The following is a 24,032-nucleotide window of genomic DNA, read 5'->3' as shown; positions in this document are numbered from 1 at the left end:
AAGGAAGACCGCCATGAGTGCCCCGAAGACGAACGTCGAGAAGCAGGAACGCCTCCATTCCGGACCGCTCATGATCATGGCGGCGTGCCTCGCGTTCGTGGCGGTGATCCTCGTGGCCTACTTTGTGTTCATAGTGGACGACGTCGAGGACGGTGCCACGGAGGTGGAGGGCGTGGTCGCCCCCGCTGTCACCGAGTAGCGCACCCACCATTCGCGCTGACCGAAGCCCCGGCCCCCGCGCCGGGGCTTTCGCGTTCGCGGCAACGCTAGTCCAGCATCCACGTCCCGTCGGGGTGGAATGCGTGGAACGCGAACGCGAAGGGCACGTCGTGCACCACGTCGGCGCCCGCGGCATCCCGCACGCGCACGAAGCCAACGTCGCGCCCCTCCGCGAGACGCCCCGCATCGAGTGGGGACGCAAGCCCCGCCTCCCACGCGATCTCAAGCCCCGCCTCGCGGATCGTGCCCGCGCGGCGCACGCGCTCGAGCGGCCAGGCGCGGTCGCCCACGGCGACGACGCGAGCGAGCGGCGGGATGCCGTGGGGCGGATCCTCGCCGCGATAGAGGAACGGGTCGCCCGACGTGTCGTAGCCGCGGTAGGGATTGCTCCCGTAGGGCCGCGCCGCCGCCGGCGCCTGCATGACCAGCCCGCCGGGCTCGCGCGCGAGGAAGGCCGAGAGCGGCTCCATCCACGCGGGCAGCGCCCGCAGCCGCGCGCCGGCATGGACCCCCGCGATCCCCTCGCCGGTCGCCTGCTGCCACCAGCTCTCGGTCTCGCGGTCGTACATGATCATGTCGGAGTTCCGCAGCCGTCCCGTCACGCCGAACCGCAGCACCTTGCCGTCCACGCGCCGGTCGAAGGCCAGGAAGGCGTTGCACAGCGGGCAGTAGGTCACCGCGACAGGGACCTCGCCGATGCGGTCGTTCGCGATCTCGTGCCACAGGAGGTAGCGCACCGGGTAGGCTCGCGCGGACTCGCCCGGGAGCGCAAGCGTCACAACCGGCTCGCGCGGGTCCAGCCCGGAGGCGCCCGGGCCGAAGGCGGGGTCGTCGAGCGCGGGGATGCCGTCGCGCGGGGGGCCGCCCGAGACGATCTCGGAGAGGTCCACGGTGCTGCGCGAGAAGTCGGCGCGGGGGAACTCGCGCGTCCAGTCCGCAGGCTGGGCGGAGACCAGCGCGGGCGCGAGGATCAGGAGTACGAGGAGGCGGAGCATGGGCGGAAGCCTAACGCCCCCGCCCCGCTCCGCCGAAGTGACATGGGCGTGAGATCAGTCCGCGACGACCCGCACCGCCTCCATGCGGTCGGGCGTACCCTCGATCGCGCCATTGCGCGCGGCCGAACCCTTCTTGATGGCGTCCACCACGTCCATGCCTTCGACCACCTGACCGACCACGGTGTACTGGCCGTCGAGGTGGGGTGCGGGCTCGAACACGATGAAGAATTGGGCGTTCGCCGAGTTCGGATCGCTGGAACGAGCCATCCCCACCACACCGCGCTCGAACGAGCGGTCCGAGAACTCCGCGTCGAGGTTCGGCAGCTCGGAGGAGCCGGTGCCCGCGAGCGCGAGGTCGCCGCCCTCGCGCCCGTGCTGGACGTCGCCGGTCTGGGCCATGAAGCCGGGAATCACGCGGTGGAACACGACGCCGTCGTAGGCACCGGACTCTGCAAGTTCCGTGATGCGCGCGACATGGTTGGGGGCCACGTCCTCGAACAGGTCCACCACCACGGTGCCGGACGCCTCGCCGGCGACGTCGATCTCGATCTCGGTGGCGAAGGCGGGCGCGGCGGCGAGCAGGGCCGCGGCGGAGGCGAAGAGGACGCTACGCATCGGCGGCCACCTTCATCGAGACGATCTTGTCGGGATTCGCGGGCGGCTCGCCCCGGGTGATGGTGTCGACGTGATCCATGCCGCCGATCACGCGGCCGTAGACCGTGTACTGGCGGTTCAGGAAGTGGTTGTCGGAGAAGTTGATGAAGAACTGCGAGTTCGCGCTGTCCGGGCTGGCCGAGCGGGCCGCGCCGATAGTGCCGCGGTCGTGGGGGATGCCGGAGAACTCGGCCTTGAGGTCGGGCTTTTCGGAGCCGCCGGTGCCGGCGCGGCGGGTGTCGCCGCCGCTCCTGCCGTGCTTCACGTCGCCGGTCTGGGCCATGAAGCCGTCGATGACGCGGTGGAAGACGACGTCGTCGTAGGCGCCCTCGCGGGCCAGTTCCTTCATGCGCTCGACGTGGCCGGGGGCGATGTCGGGCAGCAACTCGATGGTGACGGTGCCGCTCTCGAGCTCGAGCAGGATGGTGTTCTCGGGATCTTTGATCTCGGCCATGGGAGCCTCCGTGGTGTCGTTCAGCGGGACACCTAGGGTCTCGGGGGCCGGAGGGAAAGCGGAGGTGGGCGTGCGGCAGGCCGCGCGGGGGTCGAACCGCGCGGCCCGGCGCCGATCAGGCCATGCCGTTCCGACGGGGCGCGGCGCCCTCGAAGCGGCTGTGGCTCAGCGGTCCCGCCGCGCGCGCCACGGAGCCGGTGCCCCGCACGAGGGCGAAGGGCGCGGCGATCACCAGCAGGGTCACGCCAACGGTGAGGATGCTCCAGCCCGCCTCGCTGCCGAGCGCGGCGCCGACGATGGCGAGACCGCCGGCCAGCATCATCATCATGCGATTGCGGACGCCGCTGAGCAGGGCGAGCGCCACGTTGGTCATCCAGATCGCGTAGGCGAGCATGATGCCCTCGGGCAGCGACACGGCGCTGGCGATCGCCGGCCCCCCGCCGAGGTCGAGGATCGCGGCACAGGCCGCGGCGGCCTCGCTGCCCACGACGGCGGCGATCAGCATGCGTGTGCGTGCGTTCGTCTGTCGGTCTCGTGTCTCGGCCATCTGTCCTATCTCCGTGGCGACCCTTGCTTACACCCCGCATCGGGGGGGGAGACCGCGGCACCGATGGGGCGGCACTGCCCCGGGGTCGCCCCATTCGGGGCCGAACGGGGGCAGTGCGCGCTCCCCGGCGCCGGGCGTGGAGAAACGCGCGTTTCCACCACGGCCATAACGCCAGCATCACAAGGGGTTGATCGAAAACGATTGACGCGTCCACGAAGGGCGAGGGCATTCCGACGTCGGGCTGCCATTTTTTTGCAAACCCACCTTCAGATCCGACGTTCCAGCGAAAATTCCGCTGGGTCAACGCGTTGGCGGGCAAGTCGAGGGGGCCCGTCCCTCCCCCGATTCTACCGACGGGAGAGCGGCGCAGGCGATACGCAGCGCGTGGATGCGAATCTTCCCTCCCCCGCCGCAGGAACGCCGCGCTGGGTTTCGACTCCTGCGATGATCGGTGGGACCGCGGCCCAGCCGAGCCGGTCCCGGCAAGGCGCGCCTCAGTTGCTGGGCAGGAGGTCGGGCACGATCGTGACGATGCCCGGGAAGAGCCACAGCGCGCCCAGACCCAGGATCTGGATCAGCACGAAGGGGATCACGCCGCGGTAGATGTGGCCCGTGGTGACCTGCGCCGGGGCGACGCCTCGCAGGTAGAACAGCGCGAAGCCGAAGGGCGGCGTCAGGAACGAGGTCTGCAGGTTCACGGCCACCATGATCGTCACCCACTTCGGATCGAGCGTGCCGCCATAGATGACCGGGCCCACGATCGGGATCACGATGTAGATGATCTCCAGGAAGTCGAGCACGAAGCCGAGCACGAAGAGCACGAGCATCACGATCAGGAAGACCTGGATCTCGCTGTCGAAGCTCTTGAGGAACGTCTGAATGTAGTGCTCGCCGCCGAACGAGATCAGCACGAGGTTCAGGAGCTGCGAGCCGATAAGGATGGTGAACACCATCGACGTCACCTTGGCCGTCTCGCGCACGACGGGGCCCAGCACGCCGGTCCGCAGGAGCACCCAGCAGGCGTAGAGGAGGCCCAGGAAGGCGGCGTGGTAGGCGATCGTCGCGATCACGTTGGCGATTACGTCGGCGGCGGTGGTCGTCGCCAGCCCCATGCGCAGGTCGAAGTTGATGCCGAAGAGCAGCATCACCACGAGGGCGAGCGAGGCGAGCAGGATCGTCGCCCCGGTCCGGTTCTCGTCCTTCAGCTTGCGGTAGGCGGCGAGCATGATCGCGCCCGCCGCACCCAGCGCGGCGGCGGGCGTGGGGTTGGTGATGCCGCCGAGGATCGAGCCCAGCACGGCCACGATCAGCACGAGCGGCGGGAAGACCACGCGCAGCAGCTCGTTGCCCGCAAGGCGCTTGAGCGCGGGCCACAGGCCGAAGGCCACGATCACCATTGGGATCGCCATGAGCGCGAAGGTGGTGCCGGGCGAGGTCAGCGGCCCGATCAGCGTCACGTCGATCAGCAGCGCCAGCGCGACGCCGCCGGCGCCGACCAGCAGGGGCCGCGGGTCGGCCAGCGGGTTCACGCCGCGGGCGACGGCGAGCACGAGGCCGAGCCCGAGGAACAGGATCGCGATGCCGACGCCGATGGGGGCCGCGTCGGCCACGGCGAGGGTCCGGAGCTCGGCGATCTCCTCGGCGGTCAGCTCGCGGGCGAGCTGCTGCCCGCCCGAGGCGTCGATCGCGGCCTGCTGCTCGAGCGCGAGGTCCCAGGCGAACTGGCCGTGCAGCTCGATCATGGCGGCCTGGCAGGCGGGCGAGACGTTGGTGCGAAGGGACGCGGAGTCGCCGGCGGCCGAGAAGGACCCAACCGCAACGTCCTGCCCGCCGATCACGCCGGCGAAGCCGAGGGCGATGCCGCCCACCACGATGGCGGCCGGAACGGCGAGGAACCATACCAGCGCGTCGTTGCGGGTGGTCGGCGTGCCCCGGCCACCGTCCAGCGTCACCGGCGGAGCCTTCGACGGGTTCAGGAGGGCGAAGCCGAACGCGTAGGCACCATAGAGGAACGCCAGCAGGATGCCCGGCAGCAGGGCGGCCTGGAACAGCGTGCCCACGGAGACGACCGCCGGCTCGCCGAGGTAGGTCAGCGCGTCGGAGCACCCGACGGCGGCGGCGCGCTGCTCCTGCGCGGTGGAGTAGATGTCGCCCGCGAGCGTGCCGAGCAGCACGATCACGATCGACGGCGGGATGATCTGCCCCAGGGTACCCGACGCGGCGATCACGCCCGTCGCCAGCTCCGGCGAGTAGTTGTTGCGCAGCATGGTCGGCAGGGCCAGCAGGCCCATGGTTACCACGGTCGCGCCGACGATGCCGGTGGAGGCGGCCAGGAAGGCGCCCACAATCACGATCGAGACGGCGAGGCCGCCGGGCAGCGGGCCGAACACGCGGGCCATGGTCTGCAGCAGGTCGTCGGCGATGCGCGAGCGCTCCAGCGTAATGCCCATCATCACGAACATCAGCACGGCCAGCAGCGTCTCGATCGAGGCGCCGGCGATGACGCGCTCGTTCATGCGGTTGACGATGAAGCCGATGTTGCGGTCGAGCGCCTGCTCCCAGCCTTGCGGGAACAGGGACTCGGTGACGCGCGGCAGGTCGGGGTAGCGGAACTTGGATATGGCGTCACGGGCCACACCCTCGGCCACCAGCGCGCGGTACTCCGCGGAGCCCGCGTCGATGGCCTGGTGCACCAGGATTCCGGCCTCGTCGAGCCCGGCGATGACCGCGAACGAGATCACGCCCGCCCCGGCGATGGCGAAGGCCACCGGGAAGCCCGACATGATCCCGCCGAAGAGGCAGAGGAACACGATGATCAGGCCGATCTCGACCCCGTCCAGTCCGAAAAGCATCCGCGTCAGGTCCCCTGCGGTCTAGTCTCGCGCCCCCTCCCCCGGGGGCAGATACGGCGGGCCGGTCGGCCCGATCAGGCGGTGTGGGCCTTGCCCTCTTCGCCGACCTCGTCGCCCATCACGTCGCGGTCGAGGTAGCGGCCGGCCGACAGCTCGCCCTCGCGCCGCTCCAGCCAGGAGCGCCAGAAGAACACCATCGCCTGCCAGAAGGCGGTGGCGACAAAGAGCAGGATCAGCACCTTGAACAGGAAGTAGGCGTCGAAGCCGTTGGGGCTGAAGCCGATGGTCTCGACGTTCCAGCGCACGGCGCGGGCCTTCATCAGCAGCCGGTCCAGCGGGTCCGAGGCGGACGACGCCGGCGTGATCATGGAGCGCCAGAAGAAGTACCACGCGTAGAGCCAGATCAGCCCCAGCGCCGGCATCATGAAGACGAGCGAGCCGAACATGTCGATGCTGCGCTTCTTGCGGTGGCTCACGGCGCCGTAGACGAGATCGACGCGCACGTGGCCGCCCTGTATGAAGGTCCAAGCGACGCAAAGGCACACCACGATGGCGTTGTAGAGCTTCAGCTCCTCCGAGTACCACGACAGGTCGCGCGTGAACGCCGTGCCGAAGGGCCCGACGGTGATGTCGGAGACGCGGAAGATGCGCTGCAGGAACACGATCATGACCTGCTGCAGGACCATGATCAGGCCCGCCCAGGCGGCGATGCGGCCCACGAGGTTCAGCACGGTCTCGGACCCACGCACCACGCCCCACAGGAAGCGCGCCGACAAGGCGCCGGCGATCGTGATGGCGAGGAACACGAACAGGATCACGAAGGCCAGCTCGCTCGACGCCCCGTAGTACACGAAGCGCATGAGGCTCTCGTTGGCCTCGGGCGAATCCAGCCCCCCGGTCCAGAGCAGCCAGCTGTCCGGGTTCGCCACGGCCATGGCCACGCGCCAGGGCGCGAGCACGAGGTCGAGGAGGAAGGCTCCGATGGCATCGAGCATGAGGGGGTCCCCGCGGTCGGAAACGGGCGGCCCGCTCGGGGCCGCCCGGGTCGCGTGTCGGCCCGCCTGGCGGGCGGACCGGGCGGCGTCAGCCGCGGTTCAGGTAGGCGTCGCGCTGCACGCGGTAGGTGCCCTCGGACTTCTGGATCCACTCCGAGGATTTGCGCAGCGAGTCGTTGTAGCTCTCGCGGATGCGCGCGAACAGCTCGTCGTCCATGTACTGGTCGAGCGTCTCCTGCGAGGCGGCGCCCATGGCCGACCACACGGCGTCGGGAAACTCGCGCAGGGTGACGCCGGCCGACTGAAGGCGCTCCAGCGCGGCGCCGTTCTCGCTGAGGAACTGCGCGAGGTTCCACTGGTGCCCCTCGGCGGAAGCGATCTCGACGATCTTCTGGTGGGCGGGCGACAGCTCGTCGAACACGTCGCGGTTCACGGCCACCGACAGACCCGCGCCCGGCTCGTGGAAGCCGGCGGTGTAGTAGGTCTTGGTGATCTCCTGGAAGCCGGCCTTCTCGTCGGCCCAGGGGCCGATCCACTCGGTGCCGTCGATCGCGCCCGAGCTCAGGGCCTGGTACACTTCGGCGCCGGGGATGTTCTGCACGGAGGCGCCCATCTTGCCGAGCGCCTCGCCGCCGAGGCCGGGCATGCGGAACTTGAGGCCCTGGAAGTCCTCGGGGCCGTTGATCTCCTTCGAGAACCAGCCGCCGGCCTGGGCGCCGGTGTTGCCGCCGAGGAAGCTCTTGAGGCCGAAGATCTGGCCGAGCTCGTCGTGCAGCTCGTGGCCGCCCATGTGGTAGTACCAGTTGGCCAGCTCCTGCGCCGTCATGCCGAAGGGCACGGACGTGAAGAAGGCGTAGCCCGGATGCTGGCCGACGAAGTAGTAGTCGGCGCCGTGGTACATGTCGGCCTGGCCCGATGTGACCGCGTCGAACACCTCGAAGGCGCCGACCAGCTCGCCGGCGGCCTTCAGGTCGACCGTGAGGGTGCCGTCGGTCATGGCGGTGATGCTGTCGGCCACGTGCTGCGCGCTGTCGTGCACGCCGGCGAGGCCGCGGCCCCAGGTGGTGACCATCGTGAGGGTGCGGTTGCCCTGCGCGTAGGCCGGCGCGGCGAGCGCGGCGGCGCCCGCGGCGGCCCCGGCGCCGATAGTGGAATTGCGGAGGAACGAACGACGATCCATGTGTGGAACCTTCCCTGTTATCTTATGCAGGCCCCGCCTCTCCTCGGACGGACCCGGCACACCCGTTCCGGGCGTGGCGGCGACCGTAACGTCGCCCCCGCCGGTGTCAAACGCCTGTTGGCGCCAGCGGACTGTCAGCTTCCGAGAATCGCGCGCACGTAGCCGCGGGTCTCGCGGAAGGGCGGCACGCCGCCGTGGCGCTCCACCGCGCCGGGGCCGGCATTGTAGGCTGCGAGCGCCAGCCGCCACGACCCGAAGCGGCGGAACTGCTGCGCGAGGTAGCGCGCGCCGCCGTCGAGGTTCTGCAGGGGATCGTGCGGATCGACGCGCAGGAGCCGCGCGGTGCCCGGCATGAGCTGCGCCAGTCCCAGCGCGCCCTTGTGGCTGCGCGCGCGCGCGTTCCAGCCCGATTCCTGGCGCACGAGCCGGAGGAACAGGTCCTCGGGGACGCCGTGTCGCCGGGCGGCGGCGCGCGCCGGCTCCAGCCAGCGCGAGCGGGCGCCCCGGTAGCGCGGCACGGTCTCGGCACCGCTGGTGGAGCGGCCGGTCTCGAGCCCAGGGGTCACAGGCACGAGCCGCGTCGAGTTGCGGTACTGCCCGGACAGCCGTCCGTCGATCAGCGCGGTCTGGCGCGAGAAGCTGTCGCCGCGCGCGCGGGTGGAGAGGGTCTGCGCGTATGCCTCCGCGCCGAGCCCCAGCATCAGCGCCCCCGCGAGCGTCACTCGTCCGATCATCGCCGTCTCCGCTGTCCCGTGCGTCCGGGCGCGCCGTTGCCCGGCACTGCCGGCGCGCAGCCTACGCGGTCGGGTGCAATCTGCCAACTCGTGTCGGATTCGCCTCCGTTCCCCCTTCGTTCACGCGGCTCGAATGCCTATATCGGTCGGCGAAACGGGTCGCGCGTCCTGCGCGGGGGTGCGCGATGCGCCGCCCCGCGCTAGACGGGGCCGGGAATCGAGACGAGAGGGCAGCATGGCCGGAAGCGTGAACAAGGTGATCCTGATCGGCAATCTGGGGCGCGACCCCGAGACCCGGTCGTTCCAGAACGGCGGCAAGGTCTGCAACCTGCGGATCGCCACGTCGGAGACCTGGCGCGACAAGAACTCGGGCGAGCGCAAGGAGCGCACCGAGTGGCATTCGGTCGCCATCTTCTCGGAGCCGCTGGTGCGCGTCGCCGAGCAGTACCTCAAGAAGGGCTCCAAGGTGTACATCGAGGGCCAGCTCGAGACCCGCAAGTGGCAGGATCAGAGCGGCAACGACCGCTACAGCACCGAGGTGGTGCTGCGGCCCTACCGCTCGGAGCTGACCATGCTCGACGGCCGCGGCGAAGGCGGCGGCGGCGGAGGTGGTGGCTCCTACGGCGGCGGCGGCGGGGGTGGCGGCGGTTACCAGGACGATCGCGGCGGCGGGGGCGGCTACGGCGGCGGCGGGGGCGGCGGCGGCTACGGTGGGGGCGGCGGCAGCGGCGGCTCCGACATGGACGACGAGATCCCGTTCTGATCCGATCCGCGTATCGGGGCCGCCCCCGGGCGGCCCTTTCGATTCTTGCGCGGACGGCGCGGCGCCCCTAACGCTCGCCGCCATGAGCCGTCCGCACCCCCTGAACCCCGCCCTCGCCGCGACGATCCCGCCCCCGGTCATGGAGGCGCGGCGCTGGCTCGACGGCGTGGCGTTCCCCGAAGACCGCCCCCTCCTGAACCTCAGCCAGGCCGCGCCCGCCGATCCGCCCCCGGAAGGGCTGCGCCGCGAGATCGCGCGCCTCGCCGTGGACGTGCCCGAGGCACACCTCTACGGCCCCGTGCTCGGCCTGCCCGCGCTGCGCGAGCGTCTCGCTGCCGACTGGTCCGCGCACTACGGCGGCACGGCGCGCCCCGCGCAGGTGGCCATCACCGCCGGCTGCAACCAGGCCTTCGCCGCCGCCGTCTCGACGCTGGCCGCGCGGGGCGACAACGTCGTGGTGCCGACGCCCTACTACTTCAACCACGCGATGTGGCTGGCGATGGAGGGCATCGAGGCCCGCCTTCACGAGACCGGCCAGGACCTCCTGCCCGATCCCGAAGCCGTCGCCGCGGCGATCGACGACCGCACCCGCGCGATCCTGCTGGTCACGCCCAACAACCCCGGCGGCGTCGAGTACCCCGCCGCCCTCGTGGCCGCCTTCCGGGACCTCGCCCGCGCCTGCGGCATCGCCCTCATCCTAGACGAGACCTACCGCGACTTCCACGCTGCCGAGGGCGCGCCCCACGCGCTGCTGGAAGATCCGGACTGGGACCGTACGGTGATCCAGCTCTTCAGCTTCTCCAAGAGCTACCGCCTGACCGGCCACCGCGTGGGCGCGATCGTCGCCGCGGCGGACCGCTTGCGCGAGGCCGAGAAGTGGCTCGACACCGTCACCATATGCCCCGCGCAGCTCGGCCAGCACGCGGCCCTGTGGGGCATGGAGAACCTCGGCGACTGGCTCGCGGGCGAGCGGCGGGAGATCCTGGCCCGCCGGCGGGCGATGGACGCGGGCTTCCGCGACCTCGCCGAATGGGAGGTGCTGGGCTGCGGCGCCTACTTCGCCTACGTGCGCCACCCCTTCCCGGAGCGCTCCGACGCGCTGTGCCGCCGCCTCGTGCGCGACGCGGGCCTCCTGCTCCTGCCCGGCACCATGTTCGGCCCCCTGCGCGAGGCGGGCGGCTCGGGCCGCGCCGAGGCGACCTTGCGCATCGCCTACGCCAACGCCGACCTCGGCGGCATCGAGGAGCTGTTCCGCCGCCTCCGGGACGTCGCGCCGGCCTGACGCTCGCTTGCCCCTGCCCTGCCCCCGGCCTATCACGCCGCCGGACCACAAGGGGGGCGGCCCATGGCGCGCGAAAAGAAGAAGACAAACGCCATCGTCTGGGCGGTGCTCGGCCTCCTCGTGCTGTCGCTCGGCGGCTTCGGGATCTCGGGCTTCGGCGGCGGTACGCTGTCCGTGGGCGAGGTAGGCGACCGCGAGATCGACACCCAGGACTATGCCCGCGCCCTGCAGGCCGAGCAGCGCGCCTTCTCGGAGCGCGCGGGCACGAACCTGACCCTGCAGCAGCTCAAGCTCTTCGGCCGCGACCGGGCCGTGATGGACCGCCTGCTCGCCGACGCCGCGCTGGCCGAGGAGGCCGACGCCCTCGGCCTTTCGGTCGGCGACGCCGTCGTGGCCGAGCGCATCCGCGCCACGCCCTACTTCGGCGGCCTCTCGGGCGGCTTCGACCGCGAGGCCTACGCCTTCGCCCTGCGCCAGGCCGGCTTCGACGAGGCCGGGTACGAGGCCCGCATTCGCGACGAAGCCGCGCGGGAGATCCTGCAGGCCGCCGTGATCGGCGGCGTGGATGCCCCCGCGGGCTACGCCGAGACCATCGCCCGCTGGTTCGAGGAGCGCCGCGACGCCACCGTGGCGCAGGTGACGATGGACCAGCTCGACGCGGGGCCCGCCGCGCCGACCGACGCGGAACTGGAGGCGTTCCTCGCCGAGAACGCCGCCGACTTCGAGGTACCCGAGCGCCGCCGCATCACCTACGCCTGGGCCTCGCCCGACCTCCTGGCCGAGCGCATGCCCGTGGAGCGCGCCCAGCTCGAGGCCCTCTACGAGGCGCGCGCCGACGAGTACCGCCTGCCCCGCCGCGTGATCGCCGAGCGCCTCGCCTTTCCGGACGCCGAAGCCGCCGCTGCGGCGCGCGCGCGCATCGACGCGGGCGAGACCACCTTCGAGGCGCTGGTCGAGGCGCGCGGCCTTACGCTCGCCGACGTGGACCAGGGCGAGCTGGCCGCGGACGACCTCGACGCGCCGGTCGCGGAGGCCCTGTTCGCGCTGGACGAGCCCGGCCTCGTCGGCCCCGTCGACACCGAGCTCGGACCGTCGCTCTTCCGCGTGAACGCCGTGCTGGAGGAGCGCGTGACGCCGCTCGCCGACGTGGCCATCCCGCTCGCCCGCGAGGTCGGTCTGGACGAGGCCCGCCGCGCCATCGAGGCGCAGCGCGACGCGGTGGACGACCTGCTGGCGGGCGGCGCCACGCTCGAGGAGATCGCCGCCGAGACCGACCTGGAGCTGGGCACGGTCGCCTGGGACCCGTCGGTCAGCGAGGGCATCGCCGGCTACGAGGCGTTCCGCGAGGCCGCCTCCGCCGCCGAGGAGGGCGACTTTCCGGAACTGGTCGAGATGGCCGACGGCGGCGTGTTCGCGCTGCGGCTCGACGGCGTGGACCCCGCCGCCCTGCCCCCGCTCGCCGACATCCGCGCCGAGGTCGAGGCCGCCTGGCAGGAGGATAGCCTGCGCGCCCGCCTGCTCGCCCGCGCCGAGGAACTGGCCGAGCGCATCCGCGCCGGCGAGACCTCCGAGGCCCTCGGCCTGCGCGCCGAGAGCGTGACCGGGATAGAGCGCGACGGCGGCATCGCCGACGCGCCGCGCGATCTCGTGGACGCGATCTTCGATGCCGAGCCGGGCGAAGTCTTCGCCGCGCCCGCCGACGCGCAGCGCGCCTACCTCATCCGAGTGGACGGCAGCACCGTGCCCGAGGCGGACGATCCGGCGGCCGCCGAGACCCTGAATGCCATCCGCGCCCAGACCCGCGGCGAGCTGGCCGCCGACCTCTTCGCTCTCTACGGAACGGCCGCACAGGAGGCGGCGGGCTTCTCGGTGAACGGCGCCGCCGTGCAGGCGGTCGAGGCACAGCTCCTCGGCGGGAACTGAGGCGGTGATCGAGCCGGGCTTCCCCGCCTTCGAGGCCATCCACGCCGAGGGCCGCAACCAGGTCCTCTGGACCCGCCTGCCGGCGGACCTCGACACGCCCGTGAGCCTGATGATGAAGCTCGCCGAGGCGCAGCCCCATTCGTTCATGCTCGAATCGGTCACGGGCGGCGAGGTGCGGGGGCGCTACTCGATCGTGGGCATGCGCCCCGACCTCGTGTGGGAATGCCGCGGCGCCGCGTCCCGCGTGAACCGCGCCGCGCGCTGGGACCCCGACGCCTGGGAGGACGCAGGAAGCCCCCTTGATGCCATCCGCGCGCTGCTGGACGAGAGCCGCATCGACCTGCCCGAGGGGCTGCCGGCCGCGTCGGCGGGACTGTTCGGCTTCCTCGGCTACGACATGATCCGCCTCGTGGAGCGCCTGCCCACGCCCAATCCGGACGTGCTGGGCCTGCCCGACGCGGTGCTGATGCGCCCCTCGGTGGTGGCCGTTCTCGACGGCGTGAAGGGCGAGGTGACGCTGGTGGCGCCGGTCTGGGCCGCCGGAGGCCAGAGCGCCCGCGCCGCCTACGCGCAGGCCGCCGAGCGGCTCCAGGACGCGCTCGCCTCGCTGTCGCGCGCGCCCGCCGCGGCCCGCGACCTGGCCGAGCCGTTCGAACTGCCCGAGGGCCGCTCGAACTTCACGCCCCAAGGCTACCGCGCCGCCGTGGAGCGCGCGCGCGAGTACATCGCCGCAGGCGACATCTTCCAGTGCGTGCCCTCGCAGCGGTGGAGCTACGACTTCCCGCTGCCGCCCTTCTCGCTCTACCGCGCGCTGCGGCGCACGAACCCCTCGCCGTTCATGTTCTTCTTCGATTTCGGGGACTTCCAGGTCGTGGGGGCAAGCCCCGAGATCCTCGTGCGCGTGTTCGGGCAGGAGGTCACGATCCGCCCCATCGCCGGCACCCGCCCCCGCGGCGCCACGCCCAAGGAGGACCGCGCGCTGGAGGCCGACCTGCTCGGCGACCCCAAGGAGCGGGCCGAGCACCTGATGCTGCTGGACCTCGGGCGCAACGACGTGAGCCGGGTCGCGAAGTTCGGCACCGTGCGCCCCACGGAGCAGTTCGTGGTCGAGCGCTACAGCCACGTGATGCACATCGTCTCGAACGTCGTGGGCGAGCTAAGGGACGATCAGGACGCCCTGTCGGCCCTGCTGGCTGGGCTTCCGGCGGGCACCGTGTCGGGGGCGCCGAAGGTGCGGGCGATGGAGATCATCGACGAGCTGGAGCCCGAGAAGCGTGGCGTCTACGGCGGGGGAGTGGGCTACTTTTCCGCGGGTGGGGACATGGACATGTGCATCGCGCTGCGGACCGGCGTGGTGAAGGACGGCACGCTCTACGTGCAGTCGGGCGGCGGCGTGGTGCACGACTCGGACCCCGAGGCGGAGTTCCAGGAGACCGTGAACAAGGCCCGCGCGCTGGTCGCCGCGGCGCGCGAGGCGGGGCGGTTCGCGGGGGGCGGGAACCGCTGAGTTGGGGGGGTGCCGGGCGTGCACCCCCCGTACACCCCCCGTGCATATCGGGAGGCGCCAGTCGGGGGCTCTGCCCCCGCCGCCTGCGGCGGCTCCCCCGAGGTATTTCGGGCAGGATGAGGACTAGAGCCGGAGGCGCGTGAGCGTCCTGTCCAGCGCGTTCTTGAAGGCGGCCCGGTCGGCCTGGGTGTAGGGCTTGGGGCCGCCGCCCTGCTCGATGCCGCCGCGCAGGTCGGCCATGAGGTTGCGGGTGGCGGTGGTCTCGCCGATCGAGGAGGGCGTGAACTCGCGGCCCCTCGGGTCGATCACGGCGCCGCCCGCCTCGATGATGCGGCCCGCCAGCAGGATGTCGGCGGTCACGGTCACGGTGCCGGGGCGGGCCACGGCGGCGATGGCGTCGTCCGCGGCGTCGAAGCCGTCGCCGGCGGCGAAGAACGAGACCAGCGGGTGCTCGGGCAGGCGCAGGTAGCTGCCGGCCACGAACACGGCACGAAGGTTCCGGCGGATCGCCACGTCCACGATCTCGCGCTTCACGGGGCAGGCGTCGGCGTCCACGAGGATCATGCGAGGTGGCTTCCGTCGAAGGGGACCGCGAGGGGCCCGGTGTCGGTCTCGAAGGTGGCCGCCTCGGGGGAGAGGGTCACGCCCGTGATCTCGTGACGGCCCGGGAGGCGGAGGATCGCGTGGGGGATCGCGTGGCGGCCCGGCGGGAAGGCGGTGGGGACGTCCGCGCGCCACGTGCTCCCAAGCGCGGCGGCGAAGCCGTCGGCGCCGGCGCAGCGGGCATCCTCGATGCCCAGCACGCCGCGGCGGCCGTTCCACGGCGGCGCGGTGCGGCCGCCGTTGCTGATCCACAGGCAGGTCAGGGGGAGTTGCTCGGCGCGCTTGAGGGTGACGACGGTGTTGCCCTCCGCCTCGCGGGCCAGCGCCGTGAAGGCGAGGCCGGGCGGGTGGACGAGGGCGACGAAGTCCTCGCAAGGCTCGGCCGGGTAGTCGCGCCAGTCGCGGGGGCCTTGGGGCGTGTCCAGCGTCCAGCCGGTGGCGTGCTGGTCCGGGTGGTAGCGCGGCGCGTCGGCGCCCGCGAAGGTCAGCACCGCGACGGGGGGCGTGGTGGAGAGGCGCCCGCCCGCGGCCATCCCGAACATCGGGTGGTGCGCGAAGGTCGAGGACGCGTCGAGCGCGAGGACGTGGTGCTGGTAGAGCGCCGGGTGGCCATCCCGCAGGGCGAGGCGGGCGCGCACCCTGCCCCGCCCGAGGCGCCGCTCGGCCACCAGCGCGCCGGGGGCCGCGCGGACGGTGCGCCACGGGGCGTTCGCCGACAGCCCGTGTGGCGGGCCACCGTCCGCATCGTCGCGGCCGAAGGGGGCGCAGGCGAAGGTGCCACCGAGGCGGCGGTCCACGAGGGGGATCGCGGCGTCGGCCTGCACCGCAAAGTTCTCGCGCCACGGGGCGGCGTGGAGCACGGGGGCGCCGTCGATCCAGAGTTCGGGCAGGTGTCCGCAGCACGGCTCCCACGTGGCCCGCGCCCCGCGCGCGGCGAGGCGGATCACCGGGGCAGCGCCGCGAGGGCGGCGGCGAGCGCGGTGCCGTCGGCGCCCGCCGCCAGCACGTTGGCGCCTAGGGCGCGCCAGCGGTCCATCAGGTCCGGCGGGCCGAAGGCGCCGCAGGGGATGCCGGTCGCCGCGAGGCGCGCAATGGCGTCCTCGACGGCGGCGATCACCTCGGGGTGACGCGGCTCGGTGGCGAACCCCATGTCCGCGGCGAGGTCGGCGGGTCCGAGGAACACGCAGTCCACGCCCGGCACGGCGGCGATAGCCTCGAGATTGCCGAGCGCGCGGCGGCTCTCGGCCTGCACCCAGACGGAGGTGCGGGCGTTGGCCTCGGCGACGTAGCAGACGTCCCGTCCGTAGCCGGACGCCCGGGCGACGTAGGCGCCGTTGCCGCGGATGCCCTCGGGCGGATAGCGGGCGGCGCGCACGGCGGCCTCGGCCTGCGCGGCGTCGTCCACCATCGGGACGAGCACCGTGCGCGCGCCGAGGTCGAGGGCCTGCTTGACCAGCCACGCCTCGTTCGCGGGCACCCGGATCACGCCCTCGGTGCGCGACGCCGCAAGGCGCGTGCGGAGGTCGGACGGGTCCCACGGCCCGTGCTCGCCGTCGTGGACCAGGAAGTCGAAGCCGGCGGCGCCGGCGATCTCGGCGGCCACGGGGCCGGGCAGGACCTGCCATAGGCCCGTGAGGGCCTCGCGGGCCAGGATGCGGGATCGGAGCGTCATGGGGCGTGGGTGGCACCCGGCGCGCGCCCCCGCAAGCGGGGTTGGCCCGCCACGTCCGGCGCGCTAGCGTCGCGGCACGCGGGGCGGGATGACCCCGAACGGGAGGAATACGATGAAACTCTTCACCACCGCCGCCACGGCGGCGCTCACGCTCGCCTTCGCCGGCGAGGCCCTCGCTGTCGAGTGGAACGTCTCGGTCTGGGGCACGCGGCGCGCCTTCACCGAGCACGTCGAGAAGCTGGCCGAGCTGGTCGCCGAGAAGTCGGGCGGCGAGTTCACCATGAACGTCAGCTACGGCGGCCTGTCCAACAACCGCGAGAACCTCGACGGCATCTCGATCGGGGCCTTCGAGATGGCCCAGTTCTGCGCCGGCTACCACCGCGACAAGAACCGCGCGATCACCGTGCTGGAGCTGCCCTTCCTTGGCGTCGAGAACCTGGAGCAGGAGGTCGCGGTCGCCAACGCCGTCTACGCCCATCCGGCCGTGGCCGACGAGATGGCCCAGTGGAACGCGCGCATCCTGATGACCTCGCCCATGCCCCAGTACAACCTGGTCGGCACCGGCGAGCCGCGCGACACGGTCGAGTCCTTCGAGGGCATGCGGGTGCGCGCCACGGGCGGCATCGGCGAGGTGTTCTCGGCGGCCGGCGCGGTGCCGACCTCGGTGACGTCCTCGGAGGCCTACAATGCCATGGAATCGGGCGTCGTGGACTCGGTGGCCTTCGCGCAGCACGCGCACCTGAGCTTCGGCACCATCGACATCGCCGACTGGTGGACCGAGAACCTGAACCCCGGCACCGTGAACTGCCCCGTGGTGGTGAACGTCGACGCCTACGAGGCGCTGTCGGACGAGCACCGCGCGATCCTCGACGAGAGCGTCGCGGAGGCCATCGACCACTACCTCGCCAACTACGCCGAGCTGCTGGAAGGCTGGGAGGCGACCTTGCAGGAGAAGGGCGTCCAGAAGGTGACCGTGGCCGAGGAGGAGATCGCCAAGCTGCGCGAGAACGCCGCCCCGATCCACCAGGCCTGGATCGCCGACGCCGAGGCCAACGGGCTGCCGGGCCAGGAGCTCTACGACCTGACGGTCGAGGCCGTGGACGAGAACGCTCCCTCGAACTGACGCGTCCCTGACCCGCCGCGCCCCGGCCCCCGTGCCGGGGCGTGGCATGCCCGGAGGCCTCCCATGTCCACCCCGTCCAACGTGCGCGAGGATACCACGCGCCTGTCGCGCATCGACCGCGCGGTGCTGCGCGTGGAGGCCGCGCTGAACCTCGGCTCGGGCGTGGTGATCTTCGCGCTGGTGCTGCTGGCCATCGCCAACGTGCTCCTGCGCAAGCTCGCGAACATGCCGGTGCCCGGCTACATCGACTGGACCGAGCAGTTCATGGCCGTGTTCGCGTTCCTCGGGCTCGCCTACGTGCAGCGCGAGGGGGGGCACATCCGCATGGATCTCCTGGTGGGGAGCCTCAAGGGGCGGATCCTGTGGCTGTTCGAGTTCGTCTCCGTCCTGTTCATGCTCGTCGTCGTGGCGGCGCTGGTCTACGGGACGTGGTTCCACTTCGCGCGCTCGTTCGACTGGAACGCGCCGAACTTCTCGACCGATTCCTCGATCGACATCGCGCTGCCACTGTGGCCCTCGAAGCTGGCCGTTCCGGTCGCCTTCGCGCTGCTGTTCCTGCGGCTGCTCCTGCAGCTCTGGGCCTACGGGCGGGCGCTGCGCACGGGCGCGGCGGAGCCGGTCGCCGTTCCGCTGCCCGAGGACCCGGCGGAGCAGGCCTCCAAGGAGGCCCACGCCGTCGAGGGGGCGGACTGACATGGATTCCGTGATCGACATGAAGGCGCTGCTTCAGGACGTGGACGTGTTCACGACCTCGCTGTGGCTCTCGGGGCTGCTGCTGGTGCTCGTGCTGATCGGGGTGCGGGTGGCCTTCGCCGCGGCGTTCATCGGGTTCCTCGGGCTCTGCCTGTTCTTCATGCAGAAGCAGGGCTTCGACCGGGGGCTGGTCACGGCAATGAAGCTGGCGGGGCAGATCCCGCACTCGAAGTCGACCACCTACGCGCTGTCGCTGATCCCCACGTTCATCCTGATCGGCTACCTCGCCTACTACGCGGGACTGACGCGCTACCTGTTCGAGGCGGCCAAGCGCTGGATCGGCTGGACGCCGGGGGGCCTCGGGGTGGCCACCGTGTTCGCAACGGCGGGCTTCGCCGCCGTGTCGGGCGCCTCCGTGGCGACCTCAGCGGTGTTCGCGCGCATCGCCATCCCCGAGATGCTGCGCGAGGGCTACGACAAGCGCTTCGCCGCCGGCGTGGTGGCGGCGGGGGGCACGCTGGCCTCGCTGATCCCGCCCTCCGCGATCCTCGTGATCTACGCGATCATCGTGGAGCAGTCGGTGGGCAAGCTGCTGCTGGCGGGCTTCCTGCCTGGCATGGTCTCGGCGCTGATCTACGCCGCGCTCGTGATCGGGCTGGCGAAGCTGAACCCGAAGCTCGGGCCGCCCATCGGCGGCTTCACCTGGCGCGAGCGCTTCGCCTCGCTGCCCGGCGCGATGCCGATCCTCCTGGTCGTCTTCATCATCGTCTACTCGATCTACTTCGGCTGGGCGACGCCCACCGAGGCGGGCGCTCTGGGCGCGGGCGTGGTGCTGGCGATGGCCGTGTGGCGGGGCATGCGGTGGGGCCAGCTCAAGGGCGCGCTGATGGAGGCGGCGAAGCTCACGGTCATGATCTTCGCGATGATCTGGGGCGTGCTGATCTTCGTGCGCTACCTCGGCTTCGCCAAGCTGCCTTCGACCTTCGCGGCCTTCATCGCCGGGCTGGACTATCCGCCCTACGCGATCCTCCTCGTGATCCTGCTGGCCTACGTGGTGCTGGGCATGTTCATGGACGCGATCGGGATGCTGATCCTCACCCTGCCCGTGACCTACCCCGCCGTCATCGCCTTGAACGGGGCCACGGGCGACGAGGTGGGCAGTCTCGGCATGACCGAGACCGAGGTGGCGATCTGGTTCGGCATCATCGTGGTGAAGATGGCGGAGCTGTGTCTCATCACGCCGCCCATCGGGCTGAACTGCTTCGTGGTGGCGGGCGTCGCGCAGGACGCGAAGATGGATATCTCGGTGCAGGACGTGTTCCGCGGCGCCTCGCCGTTCTTCGTGGCCGACGTGGTGACGGTGGCCGTGCTCATCGCCTTCCCAGGAATCGTGCTGTGGCTGCCGGGCTTGCTGGGGTGATCCTGCGGGTGCTGGACGCCGGAAACGCGGACCGGCTGCTCGGCGCGGCGGTGTTCGACGAGCCGGTCGACGACGCGCAGTTGCAGGCCTTCGCGGAGGATCCGAACAGCTTGCTGGTGTTCGCCGAGGAGGCGGAGGCGGTGGTCGGCTTCGCGTCGGGCACCGTGCTCCTGCATCCCGACAAGCCGCCGATCCTGTTCGTGAACGAGGTGGGTACCCTGCCCGCCCATCGCCGCCGGGGCATCGGAGCGCAGCTCGTGCGGCGTCTGCTGGCCGAGGCCCGCTTCCGCGGGGTGACGCAAGCGTGGCTGGCGACCGAGGAGCACAACGAGGCGGCGCGCGGCCTCTACCGCGCGATCGGCGCGCGCGAGACCGGCGGGCTGGTGATGTACGACTGGGGGCTCGAGCACCCGTGACCCGCCCCCGCCTCGTGACGCCGGACGACGTGGAGACGCTGCGCGAGCGGCACCGCATCCGCATCTTCCCCGCCCCGGACGGCCCCGTGCGGATGCGCGGCACCGATGCGCGGTTCGAGGCCTCCACCCAGCACCCGCCCGAGGGGATGATGCCGTTGGGCGCCTACAGCTACTCGGCCAGCCTCGCTCCCGGCATCGCCAGCGTGGGTCGCTACTGCTCGATCGGCCGGGGCCTGCGGGTCATGGGATACGGCCACCCCGCCGCGTGGGCCTCGACCAGCCCGGTGTTCTACAAGCCCCGCCGCTTCCGCATTATGACGGGCGCGGCCCCCGGCCCGATGCCGGACTTCGCGGAGGACCCCGCGCCCGCCGTGATCGGCAACGACGTATGGGTCGCGGACGACGTGACGCTGTCGGGGGGCGTGCGCGTCGGCGACGGGGCGGTGCTGGCCTTCGGCGCGGTGGTGACGCGGGACGTGCCGCCCTACGCGGTGGTCGGCGGCGTGCCGGCGCGGGTGATCCGGATGCGCTGGGACGCGGCCACCTGCGCGCGCGCCGCCGCGCTCGCGTGGTGGCGTTTCGACGCACCGGGCCTCCAGCGCCTGCCGGTGGAGGACCCGGAGGCCTTCCTCGACGCGGTGGAGGCGGGGCAGGACGACCTCGCGGCCCTGCCGGAGCGGCGCATGACGCTGGCGGAGGCGCTTGCCACGTAACTTTCGGCAAGTCCCGCCCCCCATGCGCGAAACTTTTCTCGGGGCGGTTGACGTCGCCGGGCGGTCGGGTAGAACCGCACCCATCGTATCGGGGACAGTCATGGGCGCACTTCTCATCATCGTAACGAACGGGTGCATGGGCCGCTGAACGCGGACGCCACGTCGGCAACCATGCGCCCCCGGAGATCGCCCCTCCGGGGGTTTTTCGTGGGCGCGGCAGAGGGAACGGAACGGATGACCACCAAGCAGATGACCGGCGCGCAGATGGTCGTGCGCGCGCTGAAGGACCAGGGCGTGGACCGCGTCTTCGGGTATCCCGGCGGCGCGGTGCTGCCGATCTACGACGAGCTGTTCCAGCAGAACGACATCCGCCACCTCCTCGTGCGCCACGAGCAGGCGGCCGTCCATGCGGCCGAGGGCTACGCGCGCTCCACCGGCAAGATCGGCGTGGCGCTCGTCACCTCCGGCCCCGGCGCGACGAACGCGGTGACGGGCCTGACGGACGCCCTGATGGACTCGATCCCAATCGTGGTGCTGTCGGGCCAGGTGCCGACCTTCATGATCGGCTCCGACGCCTTCCAGGAGGCGGACACCGTGGGCATCACCCGGCCCTGCACCAAGCACAACTGGCTGGTGAAGGAGACCGACCGCCTGGCGCCCGTGCTGCACGAGGCGTTCCACGTCGCGCGCTCGGGCCGTCCCGGCCCGGTGCTGGTGGACATCCCCAAGGACGTGCAGTTCGCGTCGGGCGCCTACGTCGGCCCGAAACAGACCGAGGTCTCGCACTACCAGCCGAAGCTCAAGGGCGACCCCGAGGCCATCGAGCAGATGGTGGCCATGATCGAGACCGCCGAGCGGCCCGTGTTCTACACCGGCGGCGGCGTCATCAACTCCGGCCCGGCCGCGAGCCAGCTCCTGCGCGAGCTGGTGGAGGCGACGGGCTTCCCGATCACGTCGACGCTGATGGGGCTGGGCGCCTACCCCGCCTCGGGCCGGCACTGGCTGGGGATGCTGGGGATGCACGGCCTCTACGAGGCCAACATGGCGATGCACGGCTGCGACCTGATGCTGAACATCGGCGCGCGCTTCGACGACCGGATCACCGGGCGGATCGACGCGTTCAGCCCCCGCTCGCGCAAGGTCCACGTCGACATCGACCCCTCGTCGATCAACAAGGTCGTGAAGGCGGACGTGCCCATCCTGGGCGACGTGGGCCACGTGCTGGAGGACGTGCTGCGGGTCTGGAAGGCGCGGGGCCGCAAGGTGAACCGCGCCGCGCTGCAGTCGTGGACCGCGCAGGTGGAGCAGTGGCGCGAGGTCCGCTGCCTCGACTTCGAGCAGTCCGAGCAGACCATCAAGCCGCAGCACGCCATGCGGCGGCTCGAGGCGCTGACCAAGGACCACCCGGCCCGCTACATCACCACCGAGGTGGGGCAGCACCAGATGTGGGCGGCGCAGTACCTCGGCTTCGAGGCGCCGAACCGCTGGATGACGTCGGGGGGTCTCGGGACGATGGGCTACGGCTTCCCCGCCTCGATCGGCGTGCAGGTGGCGCACCCCGAGGCGCTGGTCATCAACGTGGCCGGCGAGGCGTCGTGGCTGATGAACATGCAGGAGATGGGCACGGCCATGCAGTACCGCCTGCCCGTGAAGCAGTTCATCCTCAACAACGAGCGGCTGGGCATGGTGCGCCAGTGGCAGGAGCTCCTGCACGGCGAGCGCTACTCGCAGTCGTGGTCCGAGGCGCTGCCCGACTTCGTGAAGCTGGCCGAGGCGTTCGGCGCCAAGGGTATCCGGGTCTCGGACCCGGCCGACCTCGACGAGGCGATCCGCGAGATGCTGGCGCACGACGGCCCCGTGGTCGTGGACTGCCTGGTGGAGAAGCACGAGAACTGCTTCCCGATGATCCCGTCGGGCAAGGCCCACAACGAGATGCTGATGGCCAACGCGGAGACGCAAGGCGCCATCACCTCCGTGGGCGCGGTGCTGGTCTAGCGGCCCGAAACGGAAAGGGGCGGCCCGGGGGCCGCCCCTCGTCGCGCGGGGAGTGGGATCAGCGTGCGATGACCTGGTTCACCTCGCCCTGCATGGTGGTGAACTCGGCCTCGTCGATGTCGCCCGACTCGTCCTGGTCGTAGAGCGTCAGGAAGCCTTCCTCGAACTCGGTGCTGGCCACGAGGCCGTCGGAGTCCTTGTCCCAGTCGGTGTAGGCGTAGGAGCCGAAGGTGGTGTCGGCAAGGATGGTCGGGTCGCCGAAGGCGGCCTGGTATTCCATCTCGGAGATGAAGCCGTCGGCGTCGGTGTCGAGGTCGGCCATCATCGGGTTGTCGTTGAACAGGCCGCGGAACTCGGCGCCGGTCAGCTTGCCGTCGCTGTTCACGTCGTAGCTCTTGAGCACCATCTGCGCGGCGGCGGGGGTGGCGAGGGCGATCGCAGTGGCACCGGCGGCGAGGATCTTGGCGAGGGTCATGTGCGTCTCCTAATTCGTTGCGGGGCGGGGATTTCCCCGGCCCGGACGCGCTCTCAACGGCGTGCACCGGGGGACCGGTTCCACGGCGGGCTTCCGCTTTCGGCGGCTTTCTGCGACACCGCGCCGACGCCACGCCCCCACGCCCCGGAGGAACGCCCCATGTCCGCACTGCGCCTGAAGAAGGGCTCGACCAGCCACTCGGCCTACAACCTGCGCCCGAACTTCTCGGACGTGCAGGAGCGGCACACCCTCGCGGTGCTCGTGGACAACGAGGCCGGCGTGCTCGCGCGGGTGATCGGGCTGTTCTCGGGGCGGGGCTACAACATCGAGAGCCTCACCGTGGCCGAGGTGGACCACGAGGGGCACACCAGCCGCATCACCGTGGTCACCGTCGGCACGCCGCAGGTGATCGAGCAGATCAAGGCGCAGCTCGGCCGCATCGTGCCCGTGCACGAGGTGCACGACCTCACGGTCGAGGGCCCGGTGGTGGAGCGCGAACTGGCGCTGTTCAAGGTGCAGGGCACCGGCGACAAGCGCATCGAGGCGCTGCGGCTGGCCGAGATCTTCCGCGCCAACGTCGTGGACTCGACGCTCGACAGCTTCGTGTTCGAGATCACCGGCGACGTGGGCAAGATCGACGCCTTCGCCGACCTGATGCGCCCCATCGGGCTGGTGGAGATGGCCCGCACAGGCGTGGCGGCGCTGGGCCGCGGCTCGGAGTAGCGCGCCGCCCGCGGCACGCGCCCCGTCGCTGGGGGGCGAGACGCCCCGCTCGGGGCGCGCCACGCTCGCCCCCGCATGCGGGGAGGGCGCGGCC

The 24,032-nt window shown here is 71.6% G+C and carries 24 protein-coding genes; 12 read left to right on the top strand and 12 right to left on the bottom strand.

Features of this window, described 5'->3' with window-relative positions; genetic code table 11:
- Nucleotides 1–13 precede the first annotated feature (13 nt).
- Complete coding sequence (locus K3554_RS10495; RefSeq protein WP_259939996.1) at nucleotides 14–199, top strand: hypothetical protein; 186 nt, start codon at nucleotides 14–16, stop codon at nucleotides 197–199.
- 67 nt (nucleotides 200–266) lie between these two features.
- Here K3554_RS10495 and K3554_RS10490 read toward each other — a convergent pair whose 3' ends face one another.
- The 8 genes from K3554_RS10490 to K3554_RS10455 form a co-directional block, all read right to left on the bottom strand.
- Nucleotides 267–1,214: a DUF3179 domain-containing protein gene (locus K3554_RS10490; protein WP_259939994.1), complete on the bottom strand. Its 948-nt coding sequence runs from the start codon at nucleotides 1,212–1,214 to the stop codon at nucleotides 267–269.
- A 54-nt stretch (nucleotides 1,215–1,268) separates the two neighbouring features.
- Entirely contained in the window at nucleotides 1,269–1,829 is a 561-nt protein-coding gene (locus K3554_RS10485; RefSeq protein WP_259939992.1) for a peptidylprolyl isomerase, read from the bottom strand.
- Nucleotides 1,822–2,322: a peptidylprolyl isomerase gene (locus tag K3554_RS10480; protein WP_259939991.1), complete on the bottom strand. Its 501-nt coding sequence runs from the start codon at nucleotides 2,320–2,322 to the stop codon at nucleotides 1,822–1,824. The genes K3554_RS10485 and K3554_RS10480 overlap by 8 nt, the downstream gene beginning before the upstream one ends.
- Nucleotides 2,323–2,437: 115 nt before the next feature.
- Nucleotides 2,438–2,827: a hypothetical protein gene (locus tag K3554_RS10475; protein ID WP_259939988.1), complete on the bottom strand. Its 390-nt coding sequence runs from the start codon at nucleotides 2,825–2,827 to the stop codon at nucleotides 2,438–2,440.
- 536 nt (nucleotides 2,828–3,363) lie between these two features.
- Nucleotides 3,364–5,721, bottom strand: a complete 2,358-nt coding sequence (locus K3554_RS10470; protein ID WP_259939985.1) for a TRAP transporter large permease subunit — start codon at nucleotides 5,719–5,721, stop codon at nucleotides 3,364–3,366.
- 74 nt (nucleotides 5,722–5,795) lie between these two features.
- Nucleotides 5,796–6,716, bottom strand: coding sequence for a TRAP transporter small permease subunit (locus tag K3554_RS10465; RefSeq protein WP_259939982.1), 921 nt, complete (start codon nucleotides 6,714–6,716; stop codon nucleotides 5,796–5,798).
- 88 nt (nucleotides 6,717–6,804) lie between these two features.
- The gene (locus K3554_RS10460; protein WP_259939980.1) at nucleotides 6,805–7,896 is read right to left on the bottom strand and encodes a TRAP transporter substrate-binding protein; all 1,092 of its coding nucleotides are present in this window, start codon (nucleotides 7,894–7,896) and stop codon (nucleotides 6,805–6,807) included.
- Nucleotides 7,897–8,030: 134 nt separating this feature from the next.
- Nucleotides 8,031–8,630: a lytic transglycosylase domain-containing protein gene (locus K3554_RS10455; protein ID WP_259939978.1), complete on the bottom strand. Its 600-nt coding sequence runs from the start codon at nucleotides 8,628–8,630 to the stop codon at nucleotides 8,031–8,033.
- A 235-nt stretch (nucleotides 8,631–8,865) separates the two neighbouring features.
- Here K3554_RS10455 and ssb point away from each other — a divergent pair, with 235 nt between their 5' ends.
- The 4 genes from ssb to trpE all read left to right on the top strand — a co-directional run bounded on the left by ssb (nucleotide 8,866) and on the right by trpE (nucleotide 14,105).
- Nucleotides 8,866–9,393: a single-stranded DNA-binding protein gene (gene ssb, locus K3554_RS10450; protein ID WP_259939975.1), complete on the top strand. Its 528-nt coding sequence runs from the start codon at nucleotides 8,866–8,868 to the stop codon at nucleotides 9,391–9,393.
- Nucleotides 9,394–9,475: 82 nt separating this feature from the next.
- Nucleotides 9,476–10,675, top strand: a complete 1,200-nt coding sequence (locus tag K3554_RS10445) for an aminotransferase (protein ID WP_259939973.1) — start codon at nucleotides 9,476–9,478, stop codon at nucleotides 10,673–10,675.
- A 63-nt stretch (nucleotides 10,676–10,738) separates the two neighbouring features.
- On the top strand, nucleotides 10,739–12,598 hold the full coding sequence (locus tag K3554_RS10440; protein ID WP_259939970.1) for a peptidylprolyl isomerase: 1,860 nt from the start codon (nucleotides 10,739–10,741) through the stop codon (nucleotides 12,596–12,598).
- 4 nt (nucleotides 12,599–12,602) lie between these two features.
- A complete protein-coding gene (trpE, locus tag K3554_RS10435; RefSeq protein ID WP_259939967.1) occupies nucleotides 12,603–14,105 on the top strand; it encodes an anthranilate synthase component I in 1,503 nt (500 codons plus the stop codon).
- Nucleotides 14,106–14,228: 123 nt separating this feature from the next.
- On the opposite strand, the gene K3554_RS10430 is transcribed toward trpE, so the two are convergent.
- Genes K3554_RS10430 through K3554_RS10420 form a run of 3 tightly spaced genes read right to left on the bottom strand, consistent with a single transcriptional unit; the run spans nucleotide 14,229 to nucleotide 16,380 of the window.
- Nucleotides 14,229–14,669: a YaiI/YqxD family protein gene (locus K3554_RS10430; RefSeq protein WP_259939965.1), complete on the bottom strand. Its 441-nt coding sequence runs from the start codon at nucleotides 14,667–14,669 to the stop codon at nucleotides 14,229–14,231.
- Nucleotides 14,666–15,655, bottom strand: coding sequence for a hypothetical protein (locus K3554_RS10425; protein WP_259939963.1), 990 nt, complete (start codon nucleotides 15,653–15,655; stop codon nucleotides 14,666–14,668). Before K3554_RS10425 ends, K3554_RS10430 begins: the two co-directional genes overlap by 4 nt.
- Complete coding sequence (locus K3554_RS10420) at nucleotides 15,652–16,380, bottom strand: HpcH/HpaI aldolase/citrate lyase family protein (protein WP_259939962.1); 729 nt, start codon at nucleotides 16,378–16,380, stop codon at nucleotides 15,652–15,654. Before K3554_RS10420 ends, K3554_RS10425 begins: the two co-directional genes overlap by 4 nt.
- A gap of 112 nt (nucleotides 16,381–16,492) precedes the next feature.
- Between K3554_RS10420 and K3554_RS10415 the strand changes: the two genes are divergently transcribed.
- The 6 genes from K3554_RS10415 (at nucleotide 16,493) to K3554_RS10390 (ending at nucleotide 22,740) form a co-directional block, all read left to right on the top strand.
- The gene (locus K3554_RS10415; protein WP_259939960.1) at nucleotides 16,493–17,503 is read left to right on the top strand and encodes a C4-dicarboxylate TRAP transporter substrate-binding protein; all 1,011 of its coding nucleotides are present in this window, start codon (nucleotides 16,493–16,495) and stop codon (nucleotides 17,501–17,503) included.
- 63 nt (nucleotides 17,504–17,566) lie between these two features.
- Nucleotides 17,567–18,196 carry a TRAP transporter small permease subunit gene (locus K3554_RS10410; protein ID WP_259939958.1) on the top strand — a complete coding sequence of 210 codons (630 nt, stop codon included), beginning with the start codon at nucleotides 17,567–17,569 and terminating at the stop codon, nucleotides 18,194–18,196.
- Between the two features lie 40 nt (nucleotides 18,197–18,236).
- Nucleotides 18,237–19,616 (top strand): TRAP transporter large permease, encoded by a 1,380-nt coding sequence (locus K3554_RS10405; RefSeq protein WP_409197350.1) that lies wholly within the window; start codon nucleotides 18,237–18,239, stop codon nucleotides 19,614–19,616.
- Nucleotides 19,592–20,032 (top strand): GNAT family N-acetyltransferase, encoded by a 441-nt coding sequence (locus tag K3554_RS10400; protein ID WP_259939954.1) that lies wholly within the window; start codon nucleotides 19,592–19,594, stop codon nucleotides 20,030–20,032. Before K3554_RS10405 ends, K3554_RS10400 begins: the two co-directional genes overlap by 25 nt.
- Entirely contained in the window at nucleotides 20,029–20,745 is a 717-nt protein-coding gene (locus K3554_RS16840) for a CatB-related O-acetyltransferase (protein WP_311200326.1), read from the top strand. The genes K3554_RS10400 and K3554_RS16840 overlap by 4 nt, the downstream gene beginning before the upstream one ends.
- Before the next feature lie 234 nt (nucleotides 20,746–20,979).
- Nucleotides 20,980–22,740: an acetolactate synthase 3 large subunit gene (locus tag K3554_RS10390; protein WP_259939952.1), complete on the top strand. Its 1,761-nt coding sequence runs from the start codon at nucleotides 20,980–20,982 to the stop codon at nucleotides 22,738–22,740.
- Nucleotides 22,741–22,798: 58 nt separating this feature from the next.
- Here K3554_RS10390 and K3554_RS10385 read toward each other — a convergent pair whose 3' ends face one another.
- On the bottom strand, nucleotides 22,799–23,215 hold the full coding sequence (locus tag K3554_RS10385; RefSeq protein WP_259939950.1) for a hypothetical protein: 417 nt from the start codon (nucleotides 23,213–23,215) through the stop codon (nucleotides 22,799–22,801).
- A 159-nt stretch (nucleotides 23,216–23,374) separates the two neighbouring features.
- Here K3554_RS10385 and ilvN point away from each other — a divergent pair, with 159 nt between their 5' ends.
- Entirely contained in the window at nucleotides 23,375–23,938 is a 564-nt protein-coding gene (gene ilvN, locus K3554_RS10380) for an acetolactate synthase small subunit (protein WP_259939949.1), read from the top strand.
- The last annotated feature ends 94 nt before the right edge of the window (nucleotides 23,939–24,032 follow it).

Origin of the sequence: Jannaschia sp. W003, assembly GCF_025144335.1 — a bacterium.
Lineage (GTDB): Bacteria > Pseudomonadota > Alphaproteobacteria > Rhodobacterales > Rhodobacteraceae > Jannaschia.
The sequence above is the reverse complement of the archived record's forward strand: the minus strand, read 5'-3'. Positions and strand labels throughout refer to the sequence as shown.

What these genes read in the sequence shown, in the direction of transcription:
- K3554_RS10495 (WP_259939996.1), top strand. Translation starts at nt 14, where the DNA reads ATGAGTGCCCCGAAGACGAACGTCGAGAAGCAGGAACGCCTCCATTCC.
- K3554_RS10490 (WP_259939994.1), bottom strand. Translation starts at nt 1,214, where the DNA reads ATGCTCCGCCTCCTCGTACTCCTGATCCTCGCGCCCGCGCTGGTCTCC.
- K3554_RS10485 (WP_259939992.1), bottom strand. Translation starts at nt 1,829, where the DNA reads ATGCGTAGCGTCCTCTTCGCCTCCGCCGCGGCCCTGCTCGCCGCCGCG.
- K3554_RS10480 (WP_259939991.1), bottom strand. Translation starts at nt 2,322, where the DNA reads ATGGCCGAGATCAAAGATCCCGAGAACACCATCCTGCTCGAGCTCGAG.
- K3554_RS10475 (WP_259939988.1), bottom strand. Translation starts at nt 2,827, where the DNA reads ATGCTGATCGCCGCCGTCGTGGGCAGCGAGGCCGCCGCGGCCTGTGCC.
- K3554_RS10470 (WP_259939985.1), bottom strand. Translation starts at nt 5,721, where the DNA reads ATGCTTTTCGGACTGGACGGGGTCGAGATCGGCCTGATCATCGTGTTC.
- K3554_RS10465 (WP_259939982.1), bottom strand. Translation starts at nt 6,716, where the DNA reads ATGCTCGATGCCATCGGAGCCTTCCTCCTCGACCTCGTGCTCGCGCCC.
- K3554_RS10460 (WP_259939980.1), bottom strand. Translation starts at nt 7,896, where the DNA reads ATGGATCGTCGTTCGTTCCTCCGCAATTCCACTATCGGCGCCGGGGCC.
- K3554_RS10455 (WP_259939978.1), bottom strand. Translation starts at nt 8,630, where the DNA reads ATGATCGGACGAGTGACGCTCGCGGGGGCGCTGATGCTGGGGCTCGGC.
- ssb (WP_259939975.1), top strand. Translation starts at nt 8,866, where the DNA reads ATGGCCGGAAGCGTGAACAAGGTGATCCTGATCGGCAATCTGGGGCGC.
- K3554_RS10445 (WP_259939973.1), top strand. Translation starts at nt 9,476, where the DNA reads ATGAGCCGTCCGCACCCCCTGAACCCCGCCCTCGCCGCGACGATCCCG.
- K3554_RS10440 (WP_259939970.1), top strand. Translation starts at nt 10,739, where the DNA reads ATGGCGCGCGAAAAGAAGAAGACAAACGCCATCGTCTGGGCGGTGCTC.
- K3554_RS10430 (WP_259939965.1), bottom strand. Translation starts at nt 14,669, where the DNA reads ATGATCCTCGTGGACGCCGACGCCTGCCCCGTGAAGCGCGAGATCGTG.
- K3554_RS10420 (WP_259939962.1), bottom strand. Translation starts at nt 16,380, where the DNA reads ATGACGCTCCGATCCCGCATCCTGGCCCGCGAGGCCCTCACGGGCCTA.
- K3554_RS10415 (WP_259939960.1), top strand. Translation starts at nt 16,493, where the DNA reads ATGAAACTCTTCACCACCGCCGCCACGGCGGCGCTCACGCTCGCCTTC.
- K3554_RS10410 (WP_259939958.1), top strand. Translation starts at nt 17,567, where the DNA reads ATGTCCACCCCGTCCAACGTGCGCGAGGATACCACGCGCCTGTCGCGC.
- K3554_RS10390 (WP_259939952.1), top strand. Translation starts at nt 20,980, where the DNA reads ATGACCACCAAGCAGATGACCGGCGCGCAGATGGTCGTGCGCGCGCTG.
- K3554_RS10385 (WP_259939950.1), bottom strand. Translation starts at nt 23,215, where the DNA reads ATGACCCTCGCCAAGATCCTCGCCGCCGGTGCCACTGCGATCGCCCTC.
- ilvN (WP_259939949.1), top strand. Translation starts at nt 23,375, where the DNA reads ATGTCCGCACTGCGCCTGAAGAAGGGCTCGACCAGCCACTCGGCCTAC.